The sequence below is a fragment of the Corallococcus sp. Z5C101001 genome, from assembly GCF_007352635.1.
GTDB classification, from domain to species: Bacteria; Myxococcota; Myxococcia; order Myxococcales; family Myxococcaceae; genus Corallococcus; species Corallococcus silvisoli.
The window spans coordinates 286,392-310,204 of the sequence record NZ_VKLU01000006.1; the positions used below are offsets into that span (position 1 = coordinate 286,392).

Sequence of the window (23,813 nt, forward strand, 5' to 3'; positions counted from 1 at the left end):
GCAGGGGCCCCGCTTCAACCGGTCAACCGGCCGCGCCGGCTGCCTCACCGGATACCGGGGTTGGTCAGCATGCCCATGTCCTCTTCAATCACCTCGAAGACGGCCACCTTGTCCCGAGGGGGACGCACCACCCGCTCGCCCAGGGGCATCACGTCGAAGCGGGCCCCGGTGGCCGCCAGCAGCTTGCCGGTCATCAGCACCTGCCCGGGACCAGCGGTGGAGGCCAGCCAGCCCGCGACCCCCATTCCCTCGCCCACGGCGGTGTACTCGGTGCGCGCCTCGGTGCCGATCATCCCCACCAGCGCCTTGGTGGAGTGCAGCGCGATCCTCAGGTCGCAGCGCTCGTCTTGCGGCCGGCGGGCCATGCCCCGCTCCCAGTCCGAGCGCAGCGCCAGGGCGGCCCGCACGGCGCGCACCGCGTCGTCGCCCTTCGCGTAGGGCACGCCGAAGAGCGCGCGCATGGACTCGCCGAGGAAGCCCTCCACGGTGGCCTCGAAGCTGAAGACGATGCCGCTCATGCGCGCGTGGAAGTCGTTGAGCAGCTGCGTGGCCCGCGCCGCGCCCAGCCGGCCAATCACGGCGCCGAAGTCCGCCAGCTCCGCGTGCAGCACGGTGAGGTTCTTCTCCTCCAGCCCGGGCAGCTTGCCCCCCACGCGCTGGGCCTCGGCGGCGCGGCGCTCGGCCACCTCCGGCGAGTGGAAGCGCTCCAGGTTGCGCCGCATCCGGTCCGTGCCGGAGCCGTCGCGCACGGCGAAGCGCTGCACGCCGCTGGCCACCAGGTGGGCCACCGCGGTGCAGGCGTCCAGCATCAGCTCCAGGCTGGTGTCCCCCTCGCCGGGGACGTTGACGTAGAGCACGCCCGCGAAGGGCGGCTCGGTGCCGATGGGGATGCACAGCACCCGGTCCACGCCGTACATGATGACGCTCTCGCGTCCGGCGAAGCGGCGATCATCGCGCACGTCGCCCACCGCGAGCGCGCGGCCCTGGCGGAGGGCCTCGTCCACGATGGCGTCCGACACGGGCACCTCGCCCTTGGCGAGCCGCCCCCGGTGGCGCACGGCCGCGGGCACCAGCGGCCCCGTGGCGTGCTTGAGCAGCACCACCGCCGTCGTCGCGTCGGTGCGCTCCAGGAGCCGGTCCATCGCGGACTCCAGGAACGCGGTCAGCGTGCGCGCGGTGGCCAGCGCCTCCGCCGCGTGCACCAGCAGCACCAGCGTCTCGTACGACACGCGAGGGCTGGCGACCGCGGAGCCCGTGGGCACGGGCGAGGGGCCGGAGAACGCGTCGTCGAACGGCAGCGGCCCCACGTTGTCCAGCAGGCGGAGCACCTCCGCGTCCTTCACGTTCTTCGCCAGCAGCACGGAGGGGCCCACGTCCGTGCCGTGCCCGAAGCGCACGACGCCGCCCGCGCCCAGGTCCATCATCTCCGTGGCGGCGTTCTCCACCGTGTGCGGCTGGCGCACCGCCAGGGTGTTCTCCCCCAGCGCCACCGTGTCGCCCGCACCCAGGTTCTTGCTGCCCTGCAGCGGCGCGCCGTTCACCCGGCTGCCGTTGCGACTGCCCAGGTCCTCGATGCGCAGCACGTCACCTTCGACGTACAGGCGAGCGTGCCGGCGCGACACGAGGTCACCGCCCAGCACGATGTCGTTCTCGTCGGCCCGGCCGAGGCTGGTGACGCCCTCCGGCAGGTCGTACGACGTGTCGAAGTAGCCGGGCCCGTTGATGATGATCTGCCACATCGGGCGCACGACATTACACGACCTCCCAATCTTCCGAGAGTCCGAGACGCTTTCCCGTGGAATACGGGCGTCCGGGCAAGGCCTCGGACGCCCTCTCGCGTCGCGTCATGCCCTCCCGGGCACCCGATGTGGTGGAGACCCGGGGTCGGACTTCACCTGGGGCGAAGGATGGACTTCACCTGGGGCGAAGGATGAAGAGCGAATCACCCACGCGCAGGGTGCGATAGGCGGCGAGGGGCCGGGTCGCGGGCCCCCGGAGGACCTGCCCCTCCAGGCCGAAGCGCGACCCGTGGCAGGGGCACTCCACCAGCCCCAGGGTCCCGTCCCAGGCCACCGCGCAGTCGCCGTGGGTGCACGTGCGCCACACCGCCCGGTAGCAGCCGTCCGCCGCGTGCACGACCACCACGTCCAGGAGGGCGGAGGGGACGCGGACGCGGTCACTTCCCCCGGGCTCGCGCAGGGCGGGATGGTCCGCGAGGGGGACCTCCACCCAGCCCTCCTCCGGCGGTCCCGGCAGGCCCGTGTCACCGCACCCGGCCGGGCCCGCGTCGGGCACGGCGTCCGGACCGGGCAGCACCACGGCCTCGCGCCAGTCGCCACCGCACCCCAGCGCGGCCAGGGCACAGGTGCCGCGCAGGAGCGTGCAGAGCGCCTGACGGCGATCCACCCCACCCGCCTCCACGTGCTCCCGAGGCGAATGGAGCGGGGGTTTGCTCACGGGGTGCCGCCGTCGGCCAGCTGGCCATTCACCACGGCGAGCGCATCCAGGTCGAAGCCGCCGGAGGTGCCGCCGTAGCTGTTGAGCCCCGTGTCGGTGAGGCGGACGAAGCGCGCGCGGGCAAGGCCCACGTCCGCCAGGTCATAGCCGTCCCCGCCCGCCACGGCCGGGTCGATGGGGGAGACGCCATTGTCGGGGCTCGAGAGCACCGGATGCGTGCCGGCGCAGCCCGGGTAGCCCCCGTCCTTGTCGGTGGGGTCGCAGGGGAAGTCGAACCACGTGACGCCGTCGTCGCTGACGGACACGGTGGCCGTCTCCGCGAAGATGTCGCCGCCAATCTTCTGGAACGCGTTCTCGAACACGAGCAGGTCCACGCCCGGGCCGTCCACCGCGACCAGGTCGGTGAACTCCAGGGTGATGGAGCCGCCCCGCCCCAGCGACAGCACGTCGAGCGAGCCCGCGAACTGCCCCGCCCCCGCCGGAGGCCCCAAGACAACCGCCGGGAAGCGGTCCTGCCCGAAGCCGGCGAAGTCTCCGAAGTGGTACGCCGTCACCCGGTCCGCGAACGGATCCACGGGCCGCGTGCCCGCGTCGACACCGGCGTCCGTGCCGGCATCCGCTTCGGTGCCGGCATCGGAAGCCGCTCCGGCGTCCGTCCCGGCGTCCACGCTGTCCTCCGCGGGCGGCGGCATGTCGGGGTCGCCGGTGCACGCGCCCAGGGCCAGCAGCGCGCCGAGCGCGAGCAGCAGGCGCCGCATCACGGGCCCTGCCGGATGCGCACGAGGCGGCGGCCGTGGATGTCCGTCACGCCTACGAGCAGGTCCGAGCCCAGCGACGACAGCAGGTCCACGGACGTGCACCTGTCCACGACGGTGAGCACCGCCTCACGCGCTCCCACGCTGAGGGGCTGGCCGCCGCCCAGGCCCGGCGTGAGCGAGAAGCGGGACACGTCGGTGACGCCGAAGCCCGCCGTGGCGCCGTAGCCGCCGCGCACCACCGCCACGCCATTGCCGAAGCCCGTGGCGGCGTTGAAGTCGCTGCCCACCTCCAGGCGCGGCTCGTTCGCGAGCACCACCGGCGTGCGCGAGGCCAGCGCCTCGCCCAGCTTCGCGTACGACACGGCGTGGGCCACGTTCACGTACGTGTCCGCCGCCGAGTAGCCGAACACCGCGATGTTGTTCGCGGAGACAGCGGTGAAGCCGCTGGCGCCCACCTGCGCGGGGAAGTCCGCCACCTTCACGGCGGCGTAGGGCTTCGCGGAGGTCACCAGCGCGTAGACGCCCAGGCCGGACGACACCGTGTCCAGCCCCCCGCCGTTGATGAAGAACGCGTCGGCCATGCCCGCGGCGGAGTAGTTGCCCGGCGCGCTCAGGTAGAGGGCGGCGTCCCGCGAGGACGGCTCCACCACCGCGACGCTGCCCGGGAAGCCCGCGGCCGGCTTCGTGTAGCCCGCGAGCAGCCGCGCGCCGTCATAGGCCAGGAAGTAGGACGGGAAGGTGTTCGCGGCGTCGGCGCGATCCGCGGGAGCGAGCACGGTCTCGAGCGCGGCCTCCCCCAGCTTCACCTCCGGCCAGGTGCCCAGCGCGAAGAAGTCGCGGCCCGTGGCCGTCGTGCGCAGCGCGAAGAGCGAATACGTGGGGCCGGGCGTGGCCACCACCGCGACCACGTTCGGGGACAGGGACGCGGCCTCCAGCACGGTGAAGCCCGCCTGGAGCTGGAGCGTGCCCAGCTTCGCCTCGCGCGGCACGGCGTCGCACGCGTCGGTGCCGCCGTCCGTGCCCGCATCCGTCCCGGCGTCCGTCCCCGCGTCCGAGCCAGGACCCGCGTCGGTGCCGGAATCCGTGCCCGCGTCGGGAACGATGTCCACCGGGACGCACTTGTTCTCCACGCACATCCAGGACCGGCCTTCCGAAATCGGGGCCTGGTCGCGGCACTCGGCGGCGTCCTCGCACTCGTTGTCGCCGCAGCCTGTCCCGCCCAGCACCACCGCCAGCAGGGCGCCCATCAGCGCCGCGCGCTGGCCCTTCGCGCCCACCCGCTTCGTGTCGGTCCGCATCGTGTCCTCGTTCCTTGCCCGCCGCGTGGAGGCGGCGGGGCTTCCTGGCGGGAGGCGGGACGGGCACGAAGGCGCTGGAGCTCCTGTCGCGCGGCGCGACCTGGAGTCCTGTCTTCGCCGTCAGCTCCCCGCGGAGGTTCCGGTCTGTGTCCGGGCCCTCCCCGAATGGGAGGAGGACACCGGGTCGTCGCCAGGTCTTCGGACTCACGAGGACGGGGTGCTTGCGAACACCGTCCCTGCTCACCGCTGCGGGGCAGTCCCGGACTCACACCGGGTTCCCTGGACGCCCTCACGCCCCATGGCGCGATGGCATCGATGACGGGGCGGGACTATGGCGCCCCCGGGTCAATGTCAATGCGGCGAGGGCTCCACCGCGGCACCAGGAGGGAGGCGGGCGTGTCATCCCGGCGCTCCCACCCGGGAAGCCTCCCCCACCCCGAATCCACGGGATGGGCACGCGGCGCCCGGGACCGTCCGGTGGAGAACGGTCCCGGGTCCCGCCGCGCGTCGCGGACTACGGCAGCTGCACGCCGTTCACCACGGCGACGGCGTCCAGGTCGAAGCCGCCGCTGATGCCCGCGTAGCCATTGGCGCCGGAGTCGCGGATGCGCACGAAGCGCGCGCGGGTGAGGCCGACGTCCGCCAGGTCGAAGCCATCTCCCCCCGCCACGGCCGGGTCGGTGGGCGAGATGCCATTGCCGGGGCTCGAGTACACGGGCTTCACGCCCGCGCAGCCCGGGAAGTCGTTCGCCACGTCGGAGGACGCGCACGGGAACTCGTGCCAGGTGACGCCGTCGTCGCTGACGGCCACGACGCCCGTCTCCGCGAACGGCTTGCCGCTGGGCTTGAGGAACGCGTTCTCGAACACGAGCAGGTCCACGCCCGGCCCATCCGTCACCGCGATGTCGGTGAACTCCAGGATGATGACGCCGTTGCGTCCGAGCGACAGCACGTCCAGCGAGCCCGAACCCGCGCCAGCGCCCTGCGGAGGCCCGAGCACGATGCCCGGCAGCTGGCTCTGACCGAAGCCCGCGCCGGCGCCGGGCGTGAAGGACACGATGCGGTCCGCGAACGGATCCCCGACCAGCGCCTGGTCCTGGAAGCGGTCCGGCGAGTCCTCACCACCGCACGCCACGGACAGGAGCGCGGCGAGCCCCATCGCGAACCGCTTCGAGAGAAGGGTCTTCATGGGTGTTCTCCGGATGAGGGTCATCACGGGGCCTGCTGGATGCGGACCAGCCGCGCGCCGTTCTTGTCATCCACGGCCACGAGCAGGTCCGCGCCAATGGAGGTGATGCCGGTCACGCTCGTGCACTGGTCCGCGTAGACGAGGACCGGCTGACGGGCGCCGACGGTGACGGTCGCGCCGGCGTTGGTCACGGTGAAGGCGAAGCGCGAGATGTCCGTCCCGGCGAAGTTGTAGTTGGGCGGAACGTAGTCGCCGCGAAGCACCGCCACGCCCTCGCCCTGACCCGCGGCGGCGACGAAGTTGGAGCCCACGGCGAGCGCGGGCGCGTCCGCCACGGCGAACGGGGTGCCCGAGGAGAGCGCCTGGGCAATCGCCGCGGGGGCCACCGCGCGGCCCTCGTTGAGGTAGGTGGTGCCGGAGTAGTAGCCGAGCATCGCGACGCCGTTGGTGGACACGGCGGTGAAGCCGCTGCCATCCGTGTCGGGCGGGAGCGTTCCGACCTTCAGGGCGGTGAACGGCGAGGTATCCGTCTTCAGCGCGTAGATGCCCAGGCCGGCCGACACCGTGTCCAGGCCGCCGCCGTTGATGAGGAACGCGCCCGGCACGACACCCGCGGAGAAGTTGCTGGGCGCGGAGAAGTAGACGGAGGAGGCAGGCGTCACGGTGTCATAGACCCCCACGGAGCCCGGGAAGCCCGCGCCGGACTTCGTGTACCCCGTGAGGATGCGCTGGCCGTCCGACTCCACGAAGGAGCTGAGGAAGAGCGACGTGGAAGGGCCCCGGTCGGCGGGCGCGGCCACGTCGAAGAGCGGCGTCGCGCCCAGCGTCACCTGCGGCCACGTGCCCAGCGAGTACAGCGCATGCGGGCCGACATAGCCGACCGACACCACCGTGTAGAGCGAGTACGTGGGTCCGGGCGTGACGCCCACCGGGCCCGCGGAGGCAGGCAGCGGCGCGGCCTCACCGGCCACGAAGCCCGCCTGGAGCTGAAGCGTGCCCAGCTTCGGGTCGTAGGCCGCGCTCGCGCACGGGTCGGAGCCAGCGTCCGTGCCCGCGTCGGTGGTGCCGGCATCCGTGCCCGCGTCGATGGTGCCGGCGTCCGTGCCCGCGTCGATGGTGCCGGCGTCCGTGCCCGCGTCGATGGTGCCAGCGTCGGTGCCCGCGTCGATGGTGCCAGCGTCAGTGGTGCCCGCGTCGATGGTGCCAGCGTCAGTGATGCCCGCGTCGGTGGTGCCAGCGTCGGTCTCCGTCCCCGCGTCGGGCACGGGGTTGGACTTCAGCTCGCAGCGGTTCTCGACACAGGCGTAGCGCTGTCCCTCGGGAGGGGTGCCCTTGTCGCGGCAGTCGAACTCATCAATGCACTCGTCTCCGCAGCCCGTGCCGGTCAGCGCCATGGCGAAGGTCGTCAGCACCAGCACGAGGCCCCGCCCTGAAATCATCCGCTCTGTCTTCATCCGCGACTGCTCCCTTGCATCGCCCCCACGGGCGAGGTGATTCCAAGGGGCGAGGGACGGAGAGCGGACCGCGAACGAAGGACACGTCAGGACACGACACGCCGCGCGAGCGGAAGACCTCCGTCACCTCCCCTCGGAGGCTCCGGTCTGGCCATGCCCGGGGGCATGGGTCGTGGCAGGTCTTCGGACTCGCAGGCGCGGGAGAGCCCTCATCGGGTCACCCACCTACTGGCCGTCGCTTCCCAGCCCACTCGGGGGCCAGTGCTTGCGAGGACGGCGTTCGTTCCTGCTCACCGCTGCGGGGCAGTCCCGGCTTCACACCGGGTTCCCTTTAAACTCCGCCTCTGCATGAGGAGGAGTACCGACGACGGTCGCTGAAGTATGGCGGAAGGCAAGGCTTGTCAATACGAGCGCCTGCAACGCTTCACGGCACCGCGACGATGTCGATGGCATTGGACACCGAGCGCCGCGGGTCCACCGGACACGCATCCAGCGCCGCGCCCTTCGCCTCGGGCGTGGAGTTGCCGCGCCGCTCGACGAACTGGCCGTCGCGCACCTCCACCACGAACACGCGGCCCGCGTTCACGTCCGTGACGTACACGGCATTGCCCACCACCGCGAGCCGGCCGCCCACCGCGAGGTTGCAACCCGTCTCCGGCCCTCCGGTGCAGCCCGGCGACAGCGCGTACGAGGCCACGGGCCGGTCGTCCTTCACCAGCACCAGGCCCGTGGCGCGCACGGACTTCGCGCGGTAGCCGCTCGCGGTATCGAACACCGCCTCTCCCAGGCAGCTCACCACCAGTTGGTCGCCCACCGCCTGCACGTCGCCCGCGTTGAGACAGTCCTTCGCGCCCAGGTCAATGGCATGCACCCCGCCGTCCGCGGGGTCGATGCGCGCGAGCATCCCGGGGCCGTTGGGCAGATAGTCATTCACGGGGTTCAGGTTGGTGAGCGCCACGTAGACGCCCGCGTCCACCGACACGGCGGCGTAGGGGAGCGCCATCGTCGTCCCGCCATCGAACGACTTCAGGTCCAGCCCCGTGAGCGGAACGGTGTCCACGAGCCGGGGATGCTCCGGGTCGCTCACGCTGACGCGCGCCACGGCGTTGCCCTGCCGGAAGTCGGAGCCGGCGGTGCCGAAGAGCGGGATGTAGAACGTGTCGCCGCGCTTCGCGATGACCTGCGGGCTGGTGTTCGCGCCCAGGTTCACCTGCCCCACCGTGCGCAGCCCCAGGCCTCCGCCCTGCGATGGTCCTTCCCGCTTGAGCACCTGGAGCGTGTTATTGACGGAGTCGAGGACATACACATACGGAGGGTCCACGAGGATGTCATTGGGTGACGCCGCCACCGCGCCCAGCGAATCCTCCTCCACCACCGTCCCCAGCGAGCCCGCCAGCGCCTGGGACAACACCGAGCGCGCCGCGTCCGCCGCCAGCACCACCCCGTCCCACGCCGCGAGCGACTGCACGCCGGAGCCGAACTGCCGACGGGGCCCCATCCGGTCCGTCCCCGCCTGGATGCCGACCAACTGCCCGTTGGTGTAGCAGGCCGTCACCACGTCATACATGCACCGGCCCGCATGACAGGACTGCACGTCCGGACACGCCGCGCCGCACGCGCCGCAGTTCAGCGGGTCGCTCGCGAGCGCCACGCAACCGTCGCCGCAACGCTCGGTCCCGGGAGAGCACCCCTCGCGGCACGTGCCGGACTCACAGACCTGGCCAGAGAGGCACGCGGCGCCACACGCTCCGCAGTTCAGCGGATCACTCGCGAGTGCCACACACGCGGCGCCGCACGTCTCCGTGCCCGACTGGCATCCACACACGCCCGCCTGACACACCTCCCCTGTCCCGCAGGTGACGCCACACGCGCCGCAGTTCGCGGAGTCGCCCTGGAGGTCCGCGCACTCGGCGCCACAGACGCTCAGGCCGGACGTGCACAGCACCTTCTCCTCCGGACAGCCGGTGAGGACCAGGGCCAGCAGCACGAGCGCGAGCCGCGCATCAAGGAGGGGACGCGACATGGGAGTCCTTGGGGGCAGAGGGTTCGAGCGCCACGGCGAACGTCACGTAGGCGGCCCGGCCCGGCAGCGGCATGCCGGTGTAATCCGCGGTCCGGGCATCGAGCAGGTTCTTCACGTCGAACGACACCGTGAGGTCCGGGCGGCGCAGGAAGGTGCTGGAGGCGCCCACGCTCACCCAGGTGCGTGCAGGCAGCGACAGCCGGGCCTCCCCCACGCGGTTGATCAACTGCGCGGACTGGACCAGCACCTCCGTGCGGCCGTTGAGCCAGTCCGGGCCCACGCGCAGCCGGCCCACCCACTTGTGGCGCGGGCGATACGGCAGCTCCTTGCCGAAATAGCGCGGGTCGCCGTAGCGGTTCTGTGTGCGGGTCCACGCGTAGCTCGTGGTGGCGACCAGCCACGTGCGCGGCCGGGCCTCCGCTTCCACCTCCGCGCCCCACACGCGCGCGGCGGCGAAGTTGTAGGGCTTCGCGAGCATCGGCGGATACAGCTCATAGGCGATGAGGTTTTCGTAGACCGCCGCGAAGCCTCCCGCGGTGACGCTCCACGTGTCGTCGTGCCACAGGCCCGCGGCGTCGACGGACAGGGCGCGCTCGGGCTTCAGCTCCGGGTTGGGCAACAGCAGTCCCTGGCGGATGTAGAGCTCCAGGAACGAGGGCGCGCGGTGGGACTGGCCCGCGTTGGCGCGCACGCCGAAGCCGTGGCCCAGGTCCACGCTCGCGCCCAGCTTGGGAGACAGCAGCGAGTAGTGCCCCACGCGCTCCACGCGCAGCGACGGCACCAGCTTCATGCGTTCAGAGAACAGGGACAGCTCGTCCATGGCCATGACGCTCGCGCGCCACCACGACGCCGCCTGGGCACCCGTCGCCTGCGTGACGGCCTCCGACGAGGCGGCGAGCGTCACGGCGAGCGCGTTGCGCCCCACCATCGCGCGCCCCTCCACCTCCGCGCCACCCACGGTGTAGTGCTGCGCGCCGGCATCGAGCCCCATCGCGCCGCCGGTGACATCCAGCCAGTCGCGCCGGAAGAAGCCGCGAGCGCTGCCCTCCCCTGTGTCTCCGAAGGGGCGGCTCCAACGCGCGCCCAGCGACAGGCGCGTCTGGTCCTGGCGGCGGGACTCGGTCGGGTTCTGCACCGTGCCGGCGATCGCGCGGTCCTCCAGCGACAGCTCCGCCAGCGCGTCCACGCGTCCGCCGCTGTCCAGGCTCCGCTGGTACTTCAGCAGCGCGCCGCCGCCGCGGGCATCGTTGCGCGTGCGCACCTCCTGCGTGAGCGGGTTGTCATCCAGCGCGGGCAGCTCGTCGACGCGGTAGCTGAAGTCCCCCTGCGAGCGGCCCCCGTGCAGCAGCACCAGCGCCTGCCCGTCGAGCAGCGCGCCCGACGCGGCGACATGTCCCATCACGGTGTCGAAGCTGCCGTAGGTGACCTCGCCGCTGGACAGCAGCCGTGACGCGGGCGCGCGCGTGACGAGGTTGACCGCGCCGCCCAGGCCCCCCGCGCCATAGCGGGCCCCGGCCGCGCCGCGGAGGATCTCCATCCGCTCCAGCAGCGCGACGGGGATGAGCGACAGGTCCGCGACGCCCCCCGCGCCGTTGAGCGGAATCCCATCCAGGAACACCAGCACGCCATTGGACGACGCGCCGCGCACGACCAGGCTCTTGCCCTGGCCGTAGCCCCCGGCGTCCTGCACGACGAGGCTCGCCGAGCCCCCCAGCAGCTCGGCGGTGTCGCGCGCCTCGCCCGCGCGCTCACGGGCGTCGATGACGGTGATGGCCCCCGTGGGGTCGCGCCGTCGCACGGAGTCGGGAGGCGCGTCGGGCACCACCCTCCCGATGACGTCCACCGTGGGGAGGATGAACTCGGGGAGGGGCGCCTCCGCCTCGGAAGCGGCGGGCCCGGGGGGCGTGGCTTCGGACGCAGCGGGCTCCTGCCCGGCCTGAGCGGGTCCTTGGAAGCCGAGCCCCAGGACCCACGCGGCCTGGGCGAGAAGCGAGCGCCACATGCTCCGCCTTCCGCTCTCTTCCTCGAAGAGAGAAGGCCTCACGGCGGGTCCTCCTTGAGGACACGGCCGCACCCCCGGGCAGGTCTCCTGGCTCACGGACTCCAGACGTGGGCGCACACCGCGCCCTTCTGGAAGGAACCCTCCACCTTCCCTCCGCGTCCTGACGCGGAAGTGGTGACAGCCGAGGCTTCCAGCCCTGGACCTCAGGGCGACCCGTTCACAGTGGCGGGACCGCGCCGGACTCGCACCGGCTTCCCTCTTGAAAGCCCGGCATGGGCACCCAAGGGCCCGGCCCTTCTAGGAGGTCACCTGTAGCCCGTCAAGGCGCGGCCCGTGCGCGTCCCGACCCGCCACGTCTCTCACCTGACAAGACCCACGCTGGAGCATCCGCGCCCATCCCTCCGCGTGGACGCCTCGTGCACCGCCGCACGGTGCGAGGGCCACGTCCCCGAGCAAGGCGCCGCTGGCATGCGGACTGCTCATGCCCGGACGCGACCTCAGGCGGTCGAGCCAGCGAGGTGCCCGGGCCGTGGTGGCGCGGGAGTCTGAAGGGGGAAGCGTGTCGATGCTGATGGCGGGGAAGCGGTTGGCGGTGTTCTCCATCCGCGAGGGCAAGGGCGGGAGCATCTGGGTGCGCGCTGGCAGCGCGTTCGTCAACAAGGACGGTTCGCTCAACGTGCTGCTGGACGTGCTGCCGCTGGACGGGAAGCTGCACGTGCGCGAGGCGGCGGAGAAGCGCGACATGGCGGCAGGCGGGCGCTTCTCGGGCGAGCCGGCGCTGGAGGCGGGCGTGGGGGGCCACTCGTGAAGTGGGCCTGGGCGTGGGTGTTGGGCTGCGTGCTGATGGGGTCGGGGCGCTCGGACGCCGCCAGCTCCCGCACGCAATACGTGGGGGTGGTGAACCTGAACGAAGCCTCGGCGGCGGAGCTGGACCTGCTGCCGGGCGTGGGTGAGAAGGCGGCGCAGCGCATCCTCGAGCACCGCAAGAAGCGGCCCTTCGGTCGCGTCGAGGAGCTGGTCCGGGTCAAGGGCTTCGGCAAGAAGAAGTTCCTCAAGCTGCGCGCGCACCTGGCGCTCAGCGGCCCCACGACGCTCAAGCAGGAGAAGGTCCCCGCCCCCCAGCCGCCGGGAAGGGAGGGAAACGTCACGAACCCATGACAAACACAACCATCGGTTGAGTCAGGCTCGTGAGGGCCGCTGCCTCCGGGCTCCGGCATGCCCGGGGTGGCGGCCCTCGTTCCCTCTGAAGCCTCTCCCCTGGACGCCCCGATGCGTCATGACGCCAGTCCCGGCTCCAGGCGGGCAGCCCCGTCCTGCGCCGTTCATCCCATCCTGATTTTGCTGGAACGGCCGGGCCGACGCGCTAGGACACACCAAACAGGTTGGACCACCGTAGAAAGACAGGGAGGCCGTAGGTGAGGGAGGATGCGCCCATGAAGGACACTCAAGCCCCGGAGTCGATGGCAGGCCCGGACGGCAGCAAGTCCCGGGGACCGCAACTGGGTGAAGTGCTGGAGTTCATGCGCCTGCTCTGGGCCGTGGACCACGGCCTGCAATCCACGTCGAAGCGGATGGAGTCCACGCTGGGGCTCACCGGCCCTCAGCGCCTGGTCATCCGTCTGGTCGGACGCTTCCCGGGCATCACCGCCGGCACGCTCGCGAACATCCTGCATGTGCACCCCAGCACGCTCACCGGCGTGCTCAAGCGCCTGGAGAAGCGCGGCCTGCTGGAGCGCAAGTCGGATCCGCTGGACGGCCGCAAGGCGCTCTTCGCGCTCACCGACGCCGGCCGCTCGCTGGACATCCCGTCCGAGGGCACCGTCGAGTCCGCCGTGCAGCGCGTGCTCGCTCGCATGCCCCGCGACCGCATCGTCTTCACCCAGGAGGTGCTCACCGCGCTCGCCGAGGAGCTGGGCGGGCTCTCCGCGCCCCACGAGGACACCCCCGCGGAGACGCCGTCCAAGCCCACCGCCGAAGGCTGAGCGTCCATCCCGCTCCCCTGCCCTCCGGTCGTTCCCACCGGGCGGGGGAGGTCCGGGGTCCTCCTTCCGCGTTGTCCCCCGAACCCTGCCGTCCGCCCCCCTTCCTGCGGCGGACACAGGGCCGCCCCATCCGACGTCCTTCCCCCAGATGCCCGCGCGAAGACGGCGGGAGTGCGTCACTATTGGGAAATAGCCCGCCCTGCCCGGGGTTGGCCCGCGACCGACGAGCGGACGAGACAGCGTGAACCTCGAGACACCGCAGAGCCCAGGCCCCGAGCTGCCGCCCCCGCCGCCTCCTCCGGCCCCACCGCCCCAGGCCCGGCGCGAAGCGCGCTCGGGCGGCGTGGCGGACCTGCTCGCCCAGGTGCGCGCCCGTCAGCGCCGCCAGCTCTGGGCCCAGGGCATCCTCCTGGGCGCCGTCGCGGCGCTCGGGCTCCTCTTCGCCACGGGCCTCCTGGGCCGCGTCGCGCCGGGCCTCGCGGAGGTGCTGCTGTGGCTCGCCGTTCCGGTGGGCGCGGCGGTGGCGGGCTTCTTCGGCGTCGTGCTCGCGCGCCGTCAGGTGGGCGACGACCTGCTCACCGCCCGGCTCGTGGGCCAGCGCCGCCCGGAGCTGTCGCTGGACGTGCTCGCGGCGGTGGAGCTGTCACACGAGCGCCGCGAGGAGGCGGGCTGGTCCCCCCAGCTCGCGGACGCGTTCCTCGCGCAGATGGACGCGCGGGCCGGCACGGTGGACCCCGGCCTCGTGGTGGACACCCAGCCGCTGCGCCGCGTGGCCATGGCCTGCGCCGGCGCGGTGCTGGCGCTCGCGGTGCTGATGTTCTTCGTGGGCGGCCGCTGGGCCGCGGGCTGGAAGCACCTGCGGGAGCAGGCCGCGCGCCCGGAGACCGCCGCGCAGGTGGAGCCCATCACCGGCGACATCGAGCTGACGTACCGCTACCCCGCGTACACCGGCCTCGCGCCGCGCACCGTGCCGGGCACCAACGGAGAGGTGAGCGCGCCCGCCGGCACCGAGGTCGCGCTGAAGACGCGCTCGGACCGCGCCATCCAGCGCGCGGAGGTCGTCGTCAACGACCAGGTGCTGCCCCTCACCGTCGCGGGAGGCCGGGAGCTGACCGGCAGCTTCATCGCGAAGCAGGGCGGCCACTACCACTTCGTCTTCTACGGCGCGCGCGCGAAGCCCCTCGCGGTGGGCCCGGACATCCCGCTCACCGTGGAGGCGGACAAGTCGCCCCAGGTGACGCTGCTCACGCCCTCCACTGAAATCGAGGTCGACCCCGGTCAGACGGTGACGCTCAAGTACGAGGCCACCGACGACTACGGCCTGTCCGGCCTCGCGCTGGTGTTCCGCATGCCCGGCGCGAAGCAGGAGACGCGCGTGAACCTGCCGCGCGAGGACAGCCGCCGCAGCCGGGGCACGTACGCCTGGGACCTGGGCCCGCTCAAGCCCGCCCCCGGCGACCGCATCACCTACTACGTGGAGGCGAAGGACAACGACGCGGTGGAGGGCCCCAAGAAGGGCGTCAGCCGCACGCAGACCCTGCGCGTCTACAGCGCCGCCGAGCACCGCCGCGCCGCCCTGGAGAAGGCCGAGGCCCTCTGGGGCCGGCTCGTGGACCACCTGGCGGACCGTCTGGAGGGCCCCGACCGCGCGAAGCAGAAGGACGCGCAGGCGGTGGAGGCGGCGCGCACCGTGGACACCAGCGGTCAGGCGCTCGCGGACGACTTCCGCGCCCAGGGCCAGGAGCTGTCGCGCGAGAAGGACGTCCCCAAGGAGATCGTCTCCGCGCTCATCAACATCGGCGGAGAGTTGAAGCGCAGCGTGAGCACCACCTCCGACTTCCGCCGCCTGTTCCTGCGCACCCAGCGCGCGCGCGGCGAGGACTGGGGCACCGGCACCCGGCTCGGCGCCGTGGTGGAGGACGAAATCGAGGGCGTGGAGCGCGACATCCTCTACCTGGAGTCGCTGCTGGACCGGCAGAAGCTGGAGGCCCTCCAGGACCTGACGAAGCAGCTGGCCAACGAGCGCCGCGACCTGTCGCGCCTCATCGAACAGTACAAGGCCAACCCGGACGAGTCCGCGCGTGAGCAGGTGATGCAGCAGATCCAGCAGCTCAAGTCGCGCATCCAGGAGCTGATGCAGCGCATGGCCGAGCTGCGCAAGGGCATCCGCGACGAGCACCTCAACGCCGAGGCGCTGTCGGAGATGATGCAGCAGGAGGACATGCAGGGCGCCATGGATGAAGTGGAGCGCCTGATGCAGGAAGGCAAGGCGGACGAGGCCCTGGCGAAGCTCCAGGAGCTGGGCATGCAGATGGACGAGATGCTCGACTCCATGGACAAGTCCCAGGAGGACTTCGGCGCGGAGCAGTACCCGGAGCTGGCGGAGAAGTTCGGCAAGTTCATGGATGACCTCCAGGGCACCATGGACGAACAGCAGAAGGTCGCGGACCAGACGCGCGCCCTGCGCGACCAGGCCCGCGGCCAGAACCGCGAGCGGCTCAAGGAGAAGGGCCAGGCCCTCAAGGACGAGCTCGCCCGCAAGGTGAAGCAGGTGCAGGAGAGCTACCAGAAGCTGGACCCCTCCCGGCTCAACAGCCGCGCGGCCCGCCCGCTGGAAGAAGCCCAGTCCGAGCTGCGCAACGTGGAGAACGCGCTCAAGGTGGATGACTTCGACCTGGCCGCGGAGTCCGCCGCCCGCGCCGAGGACGCGGCCCGCCAGCTCTCCGGCATGGGCGAACAGCAGCGCCAGTTGGATGAGATGTTCGGCAACCCCCCGGAGGTGCGCCAGCAGTCCGCGCAGCTCGCGGAGCGCCTCAAGAAGGACGCGCGCGACGTGTCGGACGTGAGCCAGCAGCTGCAGGGCCTCTTCCCTCCCCCGGGCTCGCAGCTGTCGCAGCAGGAGAAGCAGCAGCTCCAGCAGCTGGGCCAGCGCCAGCAGCAGCTGGAGCAGCGCGCGCAGGGCCTGCGCCAGCAGATGGAGGACATGGAGCAGACGGCGCCGCTGTTCGGCGAGGAGGCCGGCCAGCAGATGGATGAGATTGGCCAGCGCATGGGAGAGGCGTCCCAGCGCATGCAGGGGCGCGACCCGGGCCGAGGCTACGGTGAGCAGCAGGCCGCGATGGAGGGCCTCAAGCGCTTCCAGCAGCAGATGCAGCAGAGCCAGCAGGGCCGCAAGGGAGGCCGCGGGCTGCCCATGCCCATGGGCTCCGGCCGCCGCCAGGAGGGCAACGGCCGCAACCCACAGGACAAGGTGGAGCTGCCGGACGAGGACGCCTTCCAGGCGCCGCGCGAGTTCCGCAAGGACCTGCTGGACGCGATGAAGCAGGGCGCGCCGGAGAAGTACCGCGAGCAGGTGAAGCGCTACTACGAGGAGCTGGTGAAGTGAGCCACCGCACGCACGCGGGAATCCGGAGCCTGGGCGCCCTCTGCGCCCTCCTCCTCGCCGTCCCCGCCGCCCTCGCGCAGCCGCCCGACCCGGCCCTCAAGGAAGAGGTGAAGACGCGGCTGGGCAAGGTGGAGCAGTCGCTGGACGACTGGGACGTGGGCACCGCGCGGCGCGAGCTGGCGGAGGTGGAGAAGCGCGTGCCCTCGGAGCTGGAGCCCCTCAAGTACTTCCAGGGTCGCGTGGCCTTCGAGGAGGGCCAGTACGACGACGCGGTGACGCTGCTGGAAGGGGCGAACATCGAGGACAAGCCAGGCAGCTACCTGCGGCTCGCGAAGGACACGCGCGCCATCGTCAAGGACCACCAGCGCGCGGAGAGCGAGCACTTCATCTTCATCTACCCGAAGGGCAAGGAAGAGGTGCTGGTGCCCTACGCGCTGGAGACGCTGGAGTCCATCCACCGCGCGCTCGCGGAGGACCTGGGCTGGACGCCGCCGGGCAAGGTGCGCGTGGAGGTGGTGAACAACGCGCGCGAGCTGTCCCGCGTCAGCACCCTGACGGAGAAGCAGATCCGCACCACGGGCACCATCGCCATCTGCAAGTTCAACAAGCTGATGGTGACGAGCCCCAAGGCCGTGGCGCAGGGCTACGACTGGCAGGACACGCTGGCGCACGAGTACGTGCACCTGGTGGTCAGCCAGATGTCCCACAACACCGTGCCCATCTGGCTGCACGAGGGCCTGGCCAAGTTCCTGGAGTCGCGCTGGCGCGGCCGGGGCGGCCTGGCGATGACGCCCTCCACGCAGGCGCTGCTGGGCAAGCGCGTGAAGGAGGACAAGCTCATCCCCTTCGAGAAGATGCACCCCTCCATCGCCATGCTGCCCACGGCGGAGGACGCGGCCACCGCGTTCGCGGAGGTGTTCTACGCCATCGACTACATCCACGGCACCAAGGGCACCGCGGGCCTGCGCACGGTGCTCCAGGAGCTGAAGGCGGGCCAGCCGGACAAGAAGGCGGTGGAGGCGGCGACGGGCATGCCCTTCCCCCTCTTCGAGAAGACCTGGCTCACCTACGTGAAGAAGCAGCCCTTCCCCCAGGAGCTGGTGCCGCGCGACGACCGCGTGGTGCTCAAGGAGGACGCCAAGGGGGCTCGGAAGGACAGCGAGAAGAAGGGGCGGGAAATCTCCTTCGGCGGCTTCTCCGAGGTCACGGAGGTGCCCGCTCGCAAGTTCGCGCACCTGGGGGAGCTCCTGCGCGAGCGCAACCGCGTGAAGGCCGCCGCGGAGGAGTACTCGCGGGCGCACAAGCTGGTGGGCGACAAGTACGAATCCGTCTCCAACAAGTTCGCGCTCGCGCTGCTGGAGCTGCGCCGGCTGGAGGAGGCGGAGGCCGTGCTGCGCGGCTCGCTGCGCATGCACCCGGGCTCGCCCTCCACCAACGTGCACCTGGGCCGCATCCTGCTGTTCCGCAAGGACTACCCGAAGGCGAAGACGGCCTACCTGGAGGCGCTGGCCTCCGACCCGTTCGACCCGGAGATCCACGTGGCCCTCACGCGCATCCACGGCGCGCTGGGGGAGACGGCGCTCGCCACGCGCACGCGGGTGGCCGCCGCCAACCTCACCGGCCTCAAGCCCGACGACGTGGACCGCGCCGCCCAGGCCTTCCTGCGCGCGGAGGATGAGCTGTCGGAGACGAAGAACGTCCCCGCCGTCACGCCCGACGCGCCGAAGCCCGCGCCCGCGCCGAAGCCCGCGCCCGCGCCGAAGCCCGCGCCCGCGCCGAAGCCCGCGAAGTAGCCGCCCACCCACCGTGCCGCACTGAACGCCGTCCCCGGCCCCGGGGGCAGGGAGGATGTCCACTGCCCTACCCGGAGACGGGAGGAACGTGCATTGCCGCACGTCCGCCAGCCCAGCCCCTGGGTGCACTGTCCTGTCCTGCTCCAACGTGCGTCGCGCGGCCCCGGTCGTGCCGGGTCCTCCGACCTCGTCCGGCCTCGCTCCCGAGGCCCTGAAAGGAGCAGCACCCCATGAAGCGCACCCTGCACGGAGTCACCCTGGCCGCGGTCCTCTTCGCCGGCGGCATCTCGCTGGCCCAGAGCTCCGCGTCCCCCAGCACGAAGTCCGGCACCCAGGGCATGGCCGAGTTCAAGGGCTTCACGGCCCCCACGGACCCGAAGGCCTTCCTGGAGCGCCTGCATTACATCAACCAGTCGGAGATCAAGCAGGCGCAGCTCGCGCTCCAGAACTCACAGAATCCGGACGTGCAGAGCTACGCGAAGATGATGGTGGACGCGCATACGGCCGCCGACAAGAAGGTCACGGACTATGCGAAGTCGCAGAGCCTGAAGCTGGCGGACACGCCCAAGGCCACCAACGACACGGAGCGCAAGTCCATGGCCGCGGACAAGGCGGACATGGAGAAGCTCCAGGGGCTGAAGGGCCCGCCGTTCGACTCCAACTATGTCGCCGGCCAGGTCGCGGCCCATGACGAGGCCATCGGCATGGTGCTGGCCGCGCAGCACGGCATGGGCGCCACGGGCGAGCTGGCCACGATGCTCACCAACCTCAGCCAGGAGCTGCCCAAGCACCGCGACATGGCCTACCAGACGCTGGGCAAACTGAATGACGCGTTGGGTGTGGGTGGCGCCGGCCAGGGCGGTGGCATGGACCACGGCGGCATGAACCACGGCACCTCGCCGAGCGGTTCGACGAAGACGAAGTAGTGCAGCCTTGGTGAAGCGCGCGGGGTGCCTCTCGCGAAGCGCCTTCGCGGGGGGCACCGGGTGCGTGCTAAGTGCCGGGCCATGTCCCGACTGATTGCCCTGGCCTCCTGCGTCTCCGTCCTGCTGCTCACCGGCTGCTCCAACGACGCCGACTCCATCTGCGACCGCCGCAAGGAGTGCTTCGACTCCGACCTGGATACCGGCAAGTGCGCGGAGAAGATCGGCGCCTGGGAGGACGAGAAGGAGAGCGAGAAGGACAAGCGCCGCGCGCGCACCGCGGAGTGCTCGCAGTGCATCTCCGACCGCACCTGCGCGGAGGTCCTCTCCAACTGCATCGACGACTGCTTCGGCATCCCCTGAGGTCCGTCAGTCCCCCAGGGGACGCCGCGCGGGCGGGCTACCTGCCCGTCCAGCGGTCCAGCCAGCCCAGCACCTCGTCGTGCCACTGGATGCTGTTCTGCGGCTTGAGCACCCAGTGGTTCTCGTCCGGGAAGTAGACGAAGCGGGACGGGATGCCCTTGCGCTGGAGCACGGTGAAGGTGGACATGCCCTGCGTGTCCACCACGCGGTAGTCCTTGCCGCCGTGGATGACGAGCATGGGCGTCTTCCACTTCGCCACGTGGTCCACCGGGTTGTGCTTCGCGTAGCCCTGCGGGTTCTCCCACGGCAGGCCCTTGTGGTCGTACTCCGGGAACCACAGCTCCTCGGTGTCGAAGTAGGCCATGCGCTCATCCAGGTTGCCGTCGTGGTTCACGAGGCACTGGAAGCCGTCCGGCCAGTTGCCGGCGATCCAGTTGATCATGTACCCGCCGTAGCTGCCGCCCAGCGCGCACCGCTTCTCCTTGTGGATGAAGGGGTACTTCTGGAGCGCGGCGGCCAGACCCTTCTGCAGGTCCTCCAGCGGCTTGCCGCCCCAGTCTCCGCCGATGGAGTCGGTGAACGCCTGGCCGTAGCCGGTGGAGCCGTGGAAGTCGATCATCACCGCCACGTAGCCGCGGCCCGCGTACACCTGCGGGTTCCACCGGTAATGGAAGTGGTTGCCGAAGCTGCCCTGCGGGCCGCCGTGGATGAGGAAGGCCAGGGGGTACTGGCGCTTCGGGTCGAAGTCCACCGGCTTCACGACGTAGCCGCGCACGGTCTCGTCGTTCCAGCCCTTGAACTCGAACTGTTCGAAGGCGCCGAACTTGAGGCCCGCGAGCGCGTCCTTGTTCACCTGCGTGAGCTGCCGGGCGCCGGTGCCGTCCGCCTTCACCGCGTACAGGTCCGACGGCGAGTCCAGGTCATCCAGCGCGTAGACGACCTGTCCGTCCGCCGCGGGCTGGGCGCCGTCCGCGTTGCCGCCCTGCGTGAGGCGGCGCACGTCGCCAGAGGCCACGTCCAGCGCGAACACGGGGTTCTGCCCCACGTCATTGGCGGTGGTGTAGAGCGTGGCGCCGTCGCGGCTCCACGCGAGCGAGCTGGCGGAGTGGTCCCAGCTCTCGGCGAGCACGCGCTCCTGGCCGCCCGGCCACGTGCGCAGGATGATGCGGTAGCGGTCGGACTCGTAGCCGGGGCGCGACATGGCCGCGTACGCGAGCGTCTTGCCGTCCGGGCTGAACACCGGGCTGGTGTCGGTGGCGCGGTTCTTCTCCGTGAGCTTGCGCGGCTTCGCCTTGCCGTCGATGGGCGCGAGGAAGAGGTCCAGGTCGGTGGACCACGCCTCGGCGCGGCCCACGTCGCGCGCGGCGAAGACGATGCCCTTGCCGTCCGGCGTGAAGGTGAACTCCTCCGCGCCGCCGAAGGGCTTGCTGGGCGCGTCCGCGTCCATGCCCTTCATCACGTCCACGGGCGTGCCCCCGGCCACGGGGACCACGAACAGGTGTGAGCGCGTGCCGTCCCGCCAGGTGTCCCAGTGGCGGAAGAAGAGCTGGTCGTAGACGCGGCCGGTGGTCTTCTTCTTCTGCGCCTCCGCGAAGCGCAGGGTGTTGCAGGAGAGGTTCGCGCAGTCGGGGAACACGTCCAGCGCCACCGCGAGCTGCTGGCCGTCGCGCGACAGCGCGAAGCTGTTCACGTCCAGCGGCAGCTGCGTGACGGCCAGCGGCTCACCGCCATCCACGGGCAGGCGCCACACCTGGGACGAACCGCCGCGCGAGGACAGGAAGAAGAGGCTCTTGCCGTCCGGGGCCCACACCGGGTCGCTGTCGTTGTCCGGATGGGCGGTGAGCTGCCGGCCGTTCGTGCCGTCCAGGTTGACGAGCCACAGGTCGGTGCGACCGCGGTTCATCTCCAGGTCGGTGGAGCGCAGGACATAGGCGACCTGGCGGCCGTCGGGTGACACGCGCGGGCTGCTGAGCCGGCGCAGCGTGACCAGGTCCTGCTGGGTGAACGGCCGGGGCGCGGGCGCCGGAGCGGCGCCGAGGGCCAGGGCCGCGAGGAGCGACAGGGGCACGGAAGATTCCTCCTGGGAGATGGAACCGGGACCGTGCCTCTGGAGGGAGGCTCTGTCCACCGCTGGGTGCGGGCCACGCTGGAAGGGGTGGAAGGCCCTGACGCGCGGTGCTAGAGATTCAAGCCATGAGCGCACCCATCGTCATCCACATCTGGTCCGACTTCGTTTGACCCTGGTGTTACGTCGGCCTCGGTGAGGTCGAGAAGCTGAAGAAGGAATACGACGTCCAGGTGGAGTGGCATCCCTACTTCCTGCGCCCGGAGACCCCTCCGGAAGGGCTGCCGCTGCCCGAGTACGTGCGCCAGGGAATGAAGGACCCGAACAACCCGCTGAAGCTGCGGGCCGCGAAGGCCGGGCTGAAGATGGTGCAACGGGACATCATCCCGTCGACGCGCCGTGCGCACGAGGCGGCGGAGTACGCGCGCTCACAAGGCCGGCTGGAGCCCTTCCAGGCCGCCATCCTGCGCCGGTACTGGAGCGAGGGTCAGGACCTCTGGCAGTGGGACACGCTCCGGGGCGCGGGTGAGGAGGCCGGGCTGGATCCGGACGCCTTGCAGCGCGCCGTGGAGGACGGCCGCTACCGACAGGTGGTGGAGCAGTCCGTGCGCGAGGCCCAGGAGATGGGCATCCGCGCGGTGCCCACGTTCATCCTGGGGGAGAAGGTGGCCATCCAGGGCGCGCACGAGTACCCGTCGTTCCAGCGGGCCATGCAGCAGCTGGGCGCGAAGCCGAAGGGCCAGGGCTGACGGGCGGCGCTACAGGCCCTTCACCAGGATGAGCAGCCGCGCGAAGGTCTCCGGACCTTCGCCGGCCAGCCCCTTCGCGAAGTCGAGGAACGGGGGCGCCTGTTCGACGTGCTTGGCGACGAGCTGGAAGGACTCGACCGCGGCGGCGTCCAGGGCCGCGGCCGGCGTCTCCGGAGCATCCAGCAGCGCCACCACGGCAGGGTGTCCCAGCAGGACCCAGCGCACCACGGAGGCGCGCAGGACGAGCAGGAACACGGCGTTCAGGAGGCTCGGGGCTTCGGTGAACGGGTGGCGCAGGACGTGGTTGAGCGCGTGGTGCAGGAAGTAGCGGTGCAAGCGCTCGCCGTGCAGGGACTCCAGCGCCGCGCGGCGGGCCGCGTGGAGGCGCCACGCATCGTCCGGTGAGGCGTCCGCGCCACCGTACGATGCGCGCACGTCGCGCACGAGCGAGAGGAACCGGGGGCTGCCGACGGCGGCCTCGCGCGAGCGGAGCACGGCGCCGCAGATGCCGGCCCAGGGACCTCCGGGCAGCTCCAGGGCGTCGAGTCGCGCATGCAGGGACGTGAACGTGTCCGTGGACTCGTACTCGCTCAGGATGCGCGCGAGCCGCGCCTCGGCGGACTCCTCGCGTGGGGCCGTCCGCACGTCGCTCGCGGAGGCTGCCTCTCCGGGCTCCGCTTCGCGCGCGCTCGCGGGTGACGCCTCGCCTGGATGCGCGGCGCCATCCCCCGTGAACGCTGGCGTCTCCGGGAAATAGAAGTCCCCCAGGTCCAGCGCCATGGAGCCCAGCGCGTACAGGCGCGTGGCGAAAGGCACCTCGCCGCGCGTGAGCAGCCGCAGCATCGCTTCGCGCACCGCGTCCGCGTGGGCCGTCCAGGCGTCGTCACCGGAGGCGACCTGCCGCGCGACCTGCGGGCGCAGGGCCTGCGCCTCGGGCACGGGCTCGCGCACCAGCGCGTCCTCCGCCAGCAGGCACAGGCGGGCCGTCTCCGGACACGCGAGCGACCCCGCCATCTCCACCTGCGCGCCCCAGCGCGTCAGCACGCGCGGGAAGACGGAGCAGCCGTCCGGCAGCACGGCTTCGCCATGCTTCCGCTGGAGCGAACACAGCTTCGCTTCATCCAGGAAGGCGCAGTGCCCATCCGCGCGCTTGCCCAGGATGCCCGCCTGCTGGCCCGTGGCGCCGTCCGGATTGGGGGTGATCAACGCCGAGACCCGCGCCTCGTCCGGACCGCCCGCCACCTTCTGGCGCAGCAGGCTCCAGCGCGACTCGCTGATGGGCACCGTCAGCCCCGCGCAGCAGGTGTCCTCGCACGCCTCCGCGATGCAACGGAAGCGCGCCATGTAACGGGGGGCCGAAGCGGTCATGAGC

At 71.6% G+C, this 23,813-nt stretch carries 17 protein-coding genes, 1 pseudogene and 3 riboswitches; of the genes and pseudogenes, 8 read left to right on the forward strand and 10 right to left on the reverse strand.

Features of this window, described 5'->3' with window-relative positions:
- Positions 1-44: 44 nt before the first annotated feature.
- From FOF48_RS16285 to FOF48_RS16320, 8 genes are all read right to left on the reverse strand, one after another.
- Positions 45-1,739 (reverse strand): FHA domain-containing protein, encoded by a 1,695-nt coding sequence (locus FOF48_RS16285; RefSeq protein WP_143902902.1) that lies wholly within the window; start codon positions 1,737-1,739, stop codon positions 45-47.
- A gap of 175 nt (positions 1,740-1,914) precedes the next feature.
- Positions 1,915-2,457, reverse strand: a complete 543-nt coding sequence (locus FOF48_RS16290; protein ID WP_255442260.1) for a ubiquinol-cytochrome c reductase iron-sulfur subunit — start codon at positions 2,455-2,457, stop codon at positions 1,915-1,917.
- The gene (locus tag FOF48_RS16295; protein ID WP_143902622.1) at positions 2,454-3,215 is read right to left on the reverse strand and encodes a cell surface protein; all 762 of its coding nucleotides are present in this window, start codon (positions 3,213-3,215) and stop codon (positions 2,454-2,456) included. The genes FOF48_RS16290 and FOF48_RS16295 overlap by 4 nt, the downstream gene beginning before the upstream one ends.
- Positions 3,215-4,513, reverse strand: a complete 1,299-nt coding sequence (locus FOF48_RS16300) for a hypothetical protein (RefSeq protein ID WP_143902624.1) — start codon at positions 4,511-4,513, stop codon at positions 3,215-3,217. The genes FOF48_RS16295 and FOF48_RS16300 overlap by 1 nt, the downstream gene beginning before the upstream one ends.
- Before the next feature lie 171 nt (positions 4,514-4,684).
- Positions 4,685-4,845, reverse strand: a riboswitch (cobalamin riboswitch).
- A gap of 182 nt (positions 4,846-5,027) precedes the next feature.
- The gene (locus tag FOF48_RS16305; RefSeq protein ID WP_143902626.1) at positions 5,028-5,702 is read right to left on the reverse strand and encodes a cell surface protein; all 675 of its coding nucleotides are present in this window, start codon (positions 5,700-5,702) and stop codon (positions 5,028-5,030) included.
- A 23-nt stretch (positions 5,703-5,725) separates the two neighbouring features.
- Positions 5,726-7,156 carry a hypothetical protein gene (locus tag FOF48_RS16310; protein WP_143902627.1) on the reverse strand — a complete coding sequence of 477 codons (1,431 nt, stop codon included), beginning with the start codon at positions 7,154-7,156 and terminating at the stop codon, positions 5,726-5,728.
- A 156-nt stretch (positions 7,157-7,312) separates the two neighbouring features.
- Positions 7,313-7,538, reverse strand: a riboswitch (cobalamin riboswitch).
- A 42-nt stretch (positions 7,539-7,580) separates the two neighbouring features.
- Positions 7,581-9,179, reverse strand: a complete 1,599-nt coding sequence (locus tag FOF48_RS16315) for an MXAN_6577-like cysteine-rich protein (RefSeq protein ID WP_143902629.1) — start codon at positions 9,177-9,179, stop codon at positions 7,581-7,583.
- Positions 9,160-11,181, reverse strand: a complete 2,022-nt coding sequence (locus FOF48_RS16320; protein ID WP_186001932.1) for a TonB-dependent siderophore receptor — start codon at positions 11,179-11,181, stop codon at positions 9,160-9,162. The genes FOF48_RS16315 and FOF48_RS16320 overlap by 20 nt, the downstream gene beginning before the upstream one ends.
- 59 nt (positions 11,182-11,240) lie before the next feature.
- A riboswitch (cobalamin riboswitch) is annotated at positions 11,241-11,480 on the reverse strand.
- A 266-nt stretch (positions 11,481-11,746) separates the two neighbouring features.
- On the opposite strand from FOF48_RS16320, the gene FOF48_RS16325 reads away from it, so the two are divergent.
- The 7 genes from FOF48_RS16325 (at position 11,747) to FOF48_RS16355 (ending at position 19,627) form a co-directional block, all read left to right on the forward strand.
- The gene (locus FOF48_RS16325) at positions 11,747-11,989 is read left to right on the forward strand and encodes a hypothetical protein (protein WP_143902907.1); all 243 of its coding nucleotides are present in this window, start codon (positions 11,747-11,749) and stop codon (positions 11,987-11,989) included.
- A 35-nt stretch (positions 11,990-12,024) separates the two neighbouring features.
- Entirely contained in the window at positions 12,025-12,339 is a 315-nt protein-coding gene (locus tag FOF48_RS16330) for a helix-hairpin-helix domain-containing protein (protein ID WP_201756425.1), read from the forward strand.
- 275 nt (positions 12,340-12,614) lie between these two features.
- Positions 12,615-13,163 carry a MarR family winged helix-turn-helix transcriptional regulator gene (locus tag FOF48_RS16335; protein WP_143902633.1) on the forward strand — a complete coding sequence of 183 codons (549 nt, stop codon included), beginning with the start codon at positions 12,615-12,617 and terminating at the stop codon, positions 13,161-13,163.
- 241 nt (positions 13,164-13,404) lie between these two features.
- Positions 13,405-16,548 carry a DUF4175 family protein gene (locus tag FOF48_RS16340; RefSeq protein ID WP_143902635.1) on the forward strand — a complete coding sequence of 1,048 codons (3,144 nt, stop codon included), beginning with the start codon at positions 13,405-13,407 and terminating at the stop codon, positions 16,546-16,548.
- Positions 16,545-18,341 (forward strand): tetratricopeptide repeat protein, encoded by a 1,797-nt coding sequence (locus tag FOF48_RS16345; protein WP_143902637.1) that lies wholly within the window; start codon positions 16,545-16,547, stop codon positions 18,339-18,341. Before FOF48_RS16340 ends, FOF48_RS16345 begins: the two co-directional genes overlap by 4 nt.
- A gap of 230 nt (positions 18,342-18,571) precedes the next feature.
- A complete protein-coding gene (locus FOF48_RS16350) occupies positions 18,572-19,267 on the forward strand; it encodes a DUF4142 domain-containing protein (protein WP_143902639.1) in 696 nt (231 codons plus the stop codon).
- A gap of 81 nt (positions 19,268-19,348) precedes the next feature.
- Complete coding sequence (locus FOF48_RS16355) at positions 19,349-19,627, forward strand: hypothetical protein (protein ID WP_143902641.1); 279 nt, start codon at positions 19,349-19,351, stop codon at positions 19,625-19,627.
- Positions 19,628-19,664: 37 nt separating this feature from the next.
- Here FOF48_RS16355 and FOF48_RS16360 read toward each other — a convergent pair whose 3' ends face one another.
- Positions 19,665-21,695, reverse strand: a complete 2,031-nt coding sequence (locus FOF48_RS16360) for a S9 family peptidase (protein WP_143902643.1) — start codon at positions 21,693-21,695, stop codon at positions 19,665-19,667.
- A 182-nt stretch (positions 21,696-21,877) separates the two neighbouring features.
- Between FOF48_RS16360 and FOF48_RS16365 the strand changes: the two are divergent.
- Positions 21,878-22,441 (forward strand): annotated as a pseudogene (locus FOF48_RS16365) (DsbA family protein); the annotation flags it as partial.
- Positions 22,442-22,450: 9 nt separating this feature from the next.
- Here the strand turns inward: FOF48_RS16365 and fliB are convergent.
- Entirely contained in the window at positions 22,451-23,809 is a 1,359-nt protein-coding gene (gene fliB / locus FOF48_RS16370) for a flagellin lysine-N-methylase (protein ID WP_143902647.1), read from the reverse strand.
- Positions 23,810-23,813: the final 4 nt, after the last annotated feature.

What these genes read in the sequence shown, in the direction of transcription:
- FOF48_RS16285 (WP_143902902.1), bottom strand. Translation starts at nt 1,739, where the DNA reads ATGTGGCAGATCATCATCAACGGGCCCGGCTACTTCGACACGTCGTAC.
- FOF48_RS16295 (WP_143902622.1), bottom strand. Translation starts at nt 3,215, where the DNA reads ATGCGGCGCCTGCTGCTCGCGCTCGGCGCGCTGCTGGCCCTGGGCGCG.
- FOF48_RS16300 (WP_143902624.1), bottom strand. Translation starts at nt 4,513, where the DNA reads ATGCGGACCGACACGAAGCGGGTGGGCGCGAAGGGCCAGCGCGCGGCG.
- FOF48_RS16305 (WP_143902626.1), bottom strand. Translation starts at nt 5,702, where the DNA reads ATGAAGACCCTTCTCTCGAAGCGGTTCGCGATGGGGCTCGCCGCGCTC.
- FOF48_RS16310 (WP_143902627.1), bottom strand. Translation starts at nt 7,156, where the DNA reads ATGAAGACAGAGCGGATGATTTCAGGGCGGGGCCTCGTGCTGGTGCTG.
- FOF48_RS16315 (WP_143902629.1), bottom strand. Translation starts at nt 9,179, where the DNA reads ATGTCGCGTCCCCTCCTTGATGCGCGGCTCGCGCTCGTGCTGCTGGCC.
- FOF48_RS16320 (WP_186001932.1), bottom strand. Translation starts at nt 11,181, where the DNA reads ATGTGGCGCTCGCTTCTCGCCCAGGCCGCGTGGGTCCTGGGGCTCGGC.
- FOF48_RS16325 (WP_143902907.1), top strand. Translation starts at nt 11,747, where the DNA reads ATGCTGATGGCGGGGAAGCGGTTGGCGGTGTTCTCCATCCGCGAGGGC.
- FOF48_RS16330 (WP_201756425.1), top strand. Translation starts at nt 12,025, where the DNA reads ATGGGGTCGGGGCGCTCGGACGCCGCCAGCTCCCGCACGCAATACGTG.
- FOF48_RS16335 (WP_143902633.1), top strand. Translation starts at nt 12,615, where the DNA reads ATGAAGGACACTCAAGCCCCGGAGTCGATGGCAGGCCCGGACGGCAGC.
- FOF48_RS16350 (WP_143902639.1), top strand. Translation starts at nt 18,572, where the DNA reads ATGAAGCGCACCCTGCACGGAGTCACCCTGGCCGCGGTCCTCTTCGCC.
- FOF48_RS16355 (WP_143902641.1), top strand. Translation starts at nt 19,349, where the DNA reads ATGTCCCGACTGATTGCCCTGGCCTCCTGCGTCTCCGTCCTGCTGCTC.
- fliB (WP_143902647.1), bottom strand. Translation starts at nt 23,809, where the DNA reads ATGACCGCTTCGGCCCCCCGTTACATGGCGCGCTTCCGTTGCATCGCG.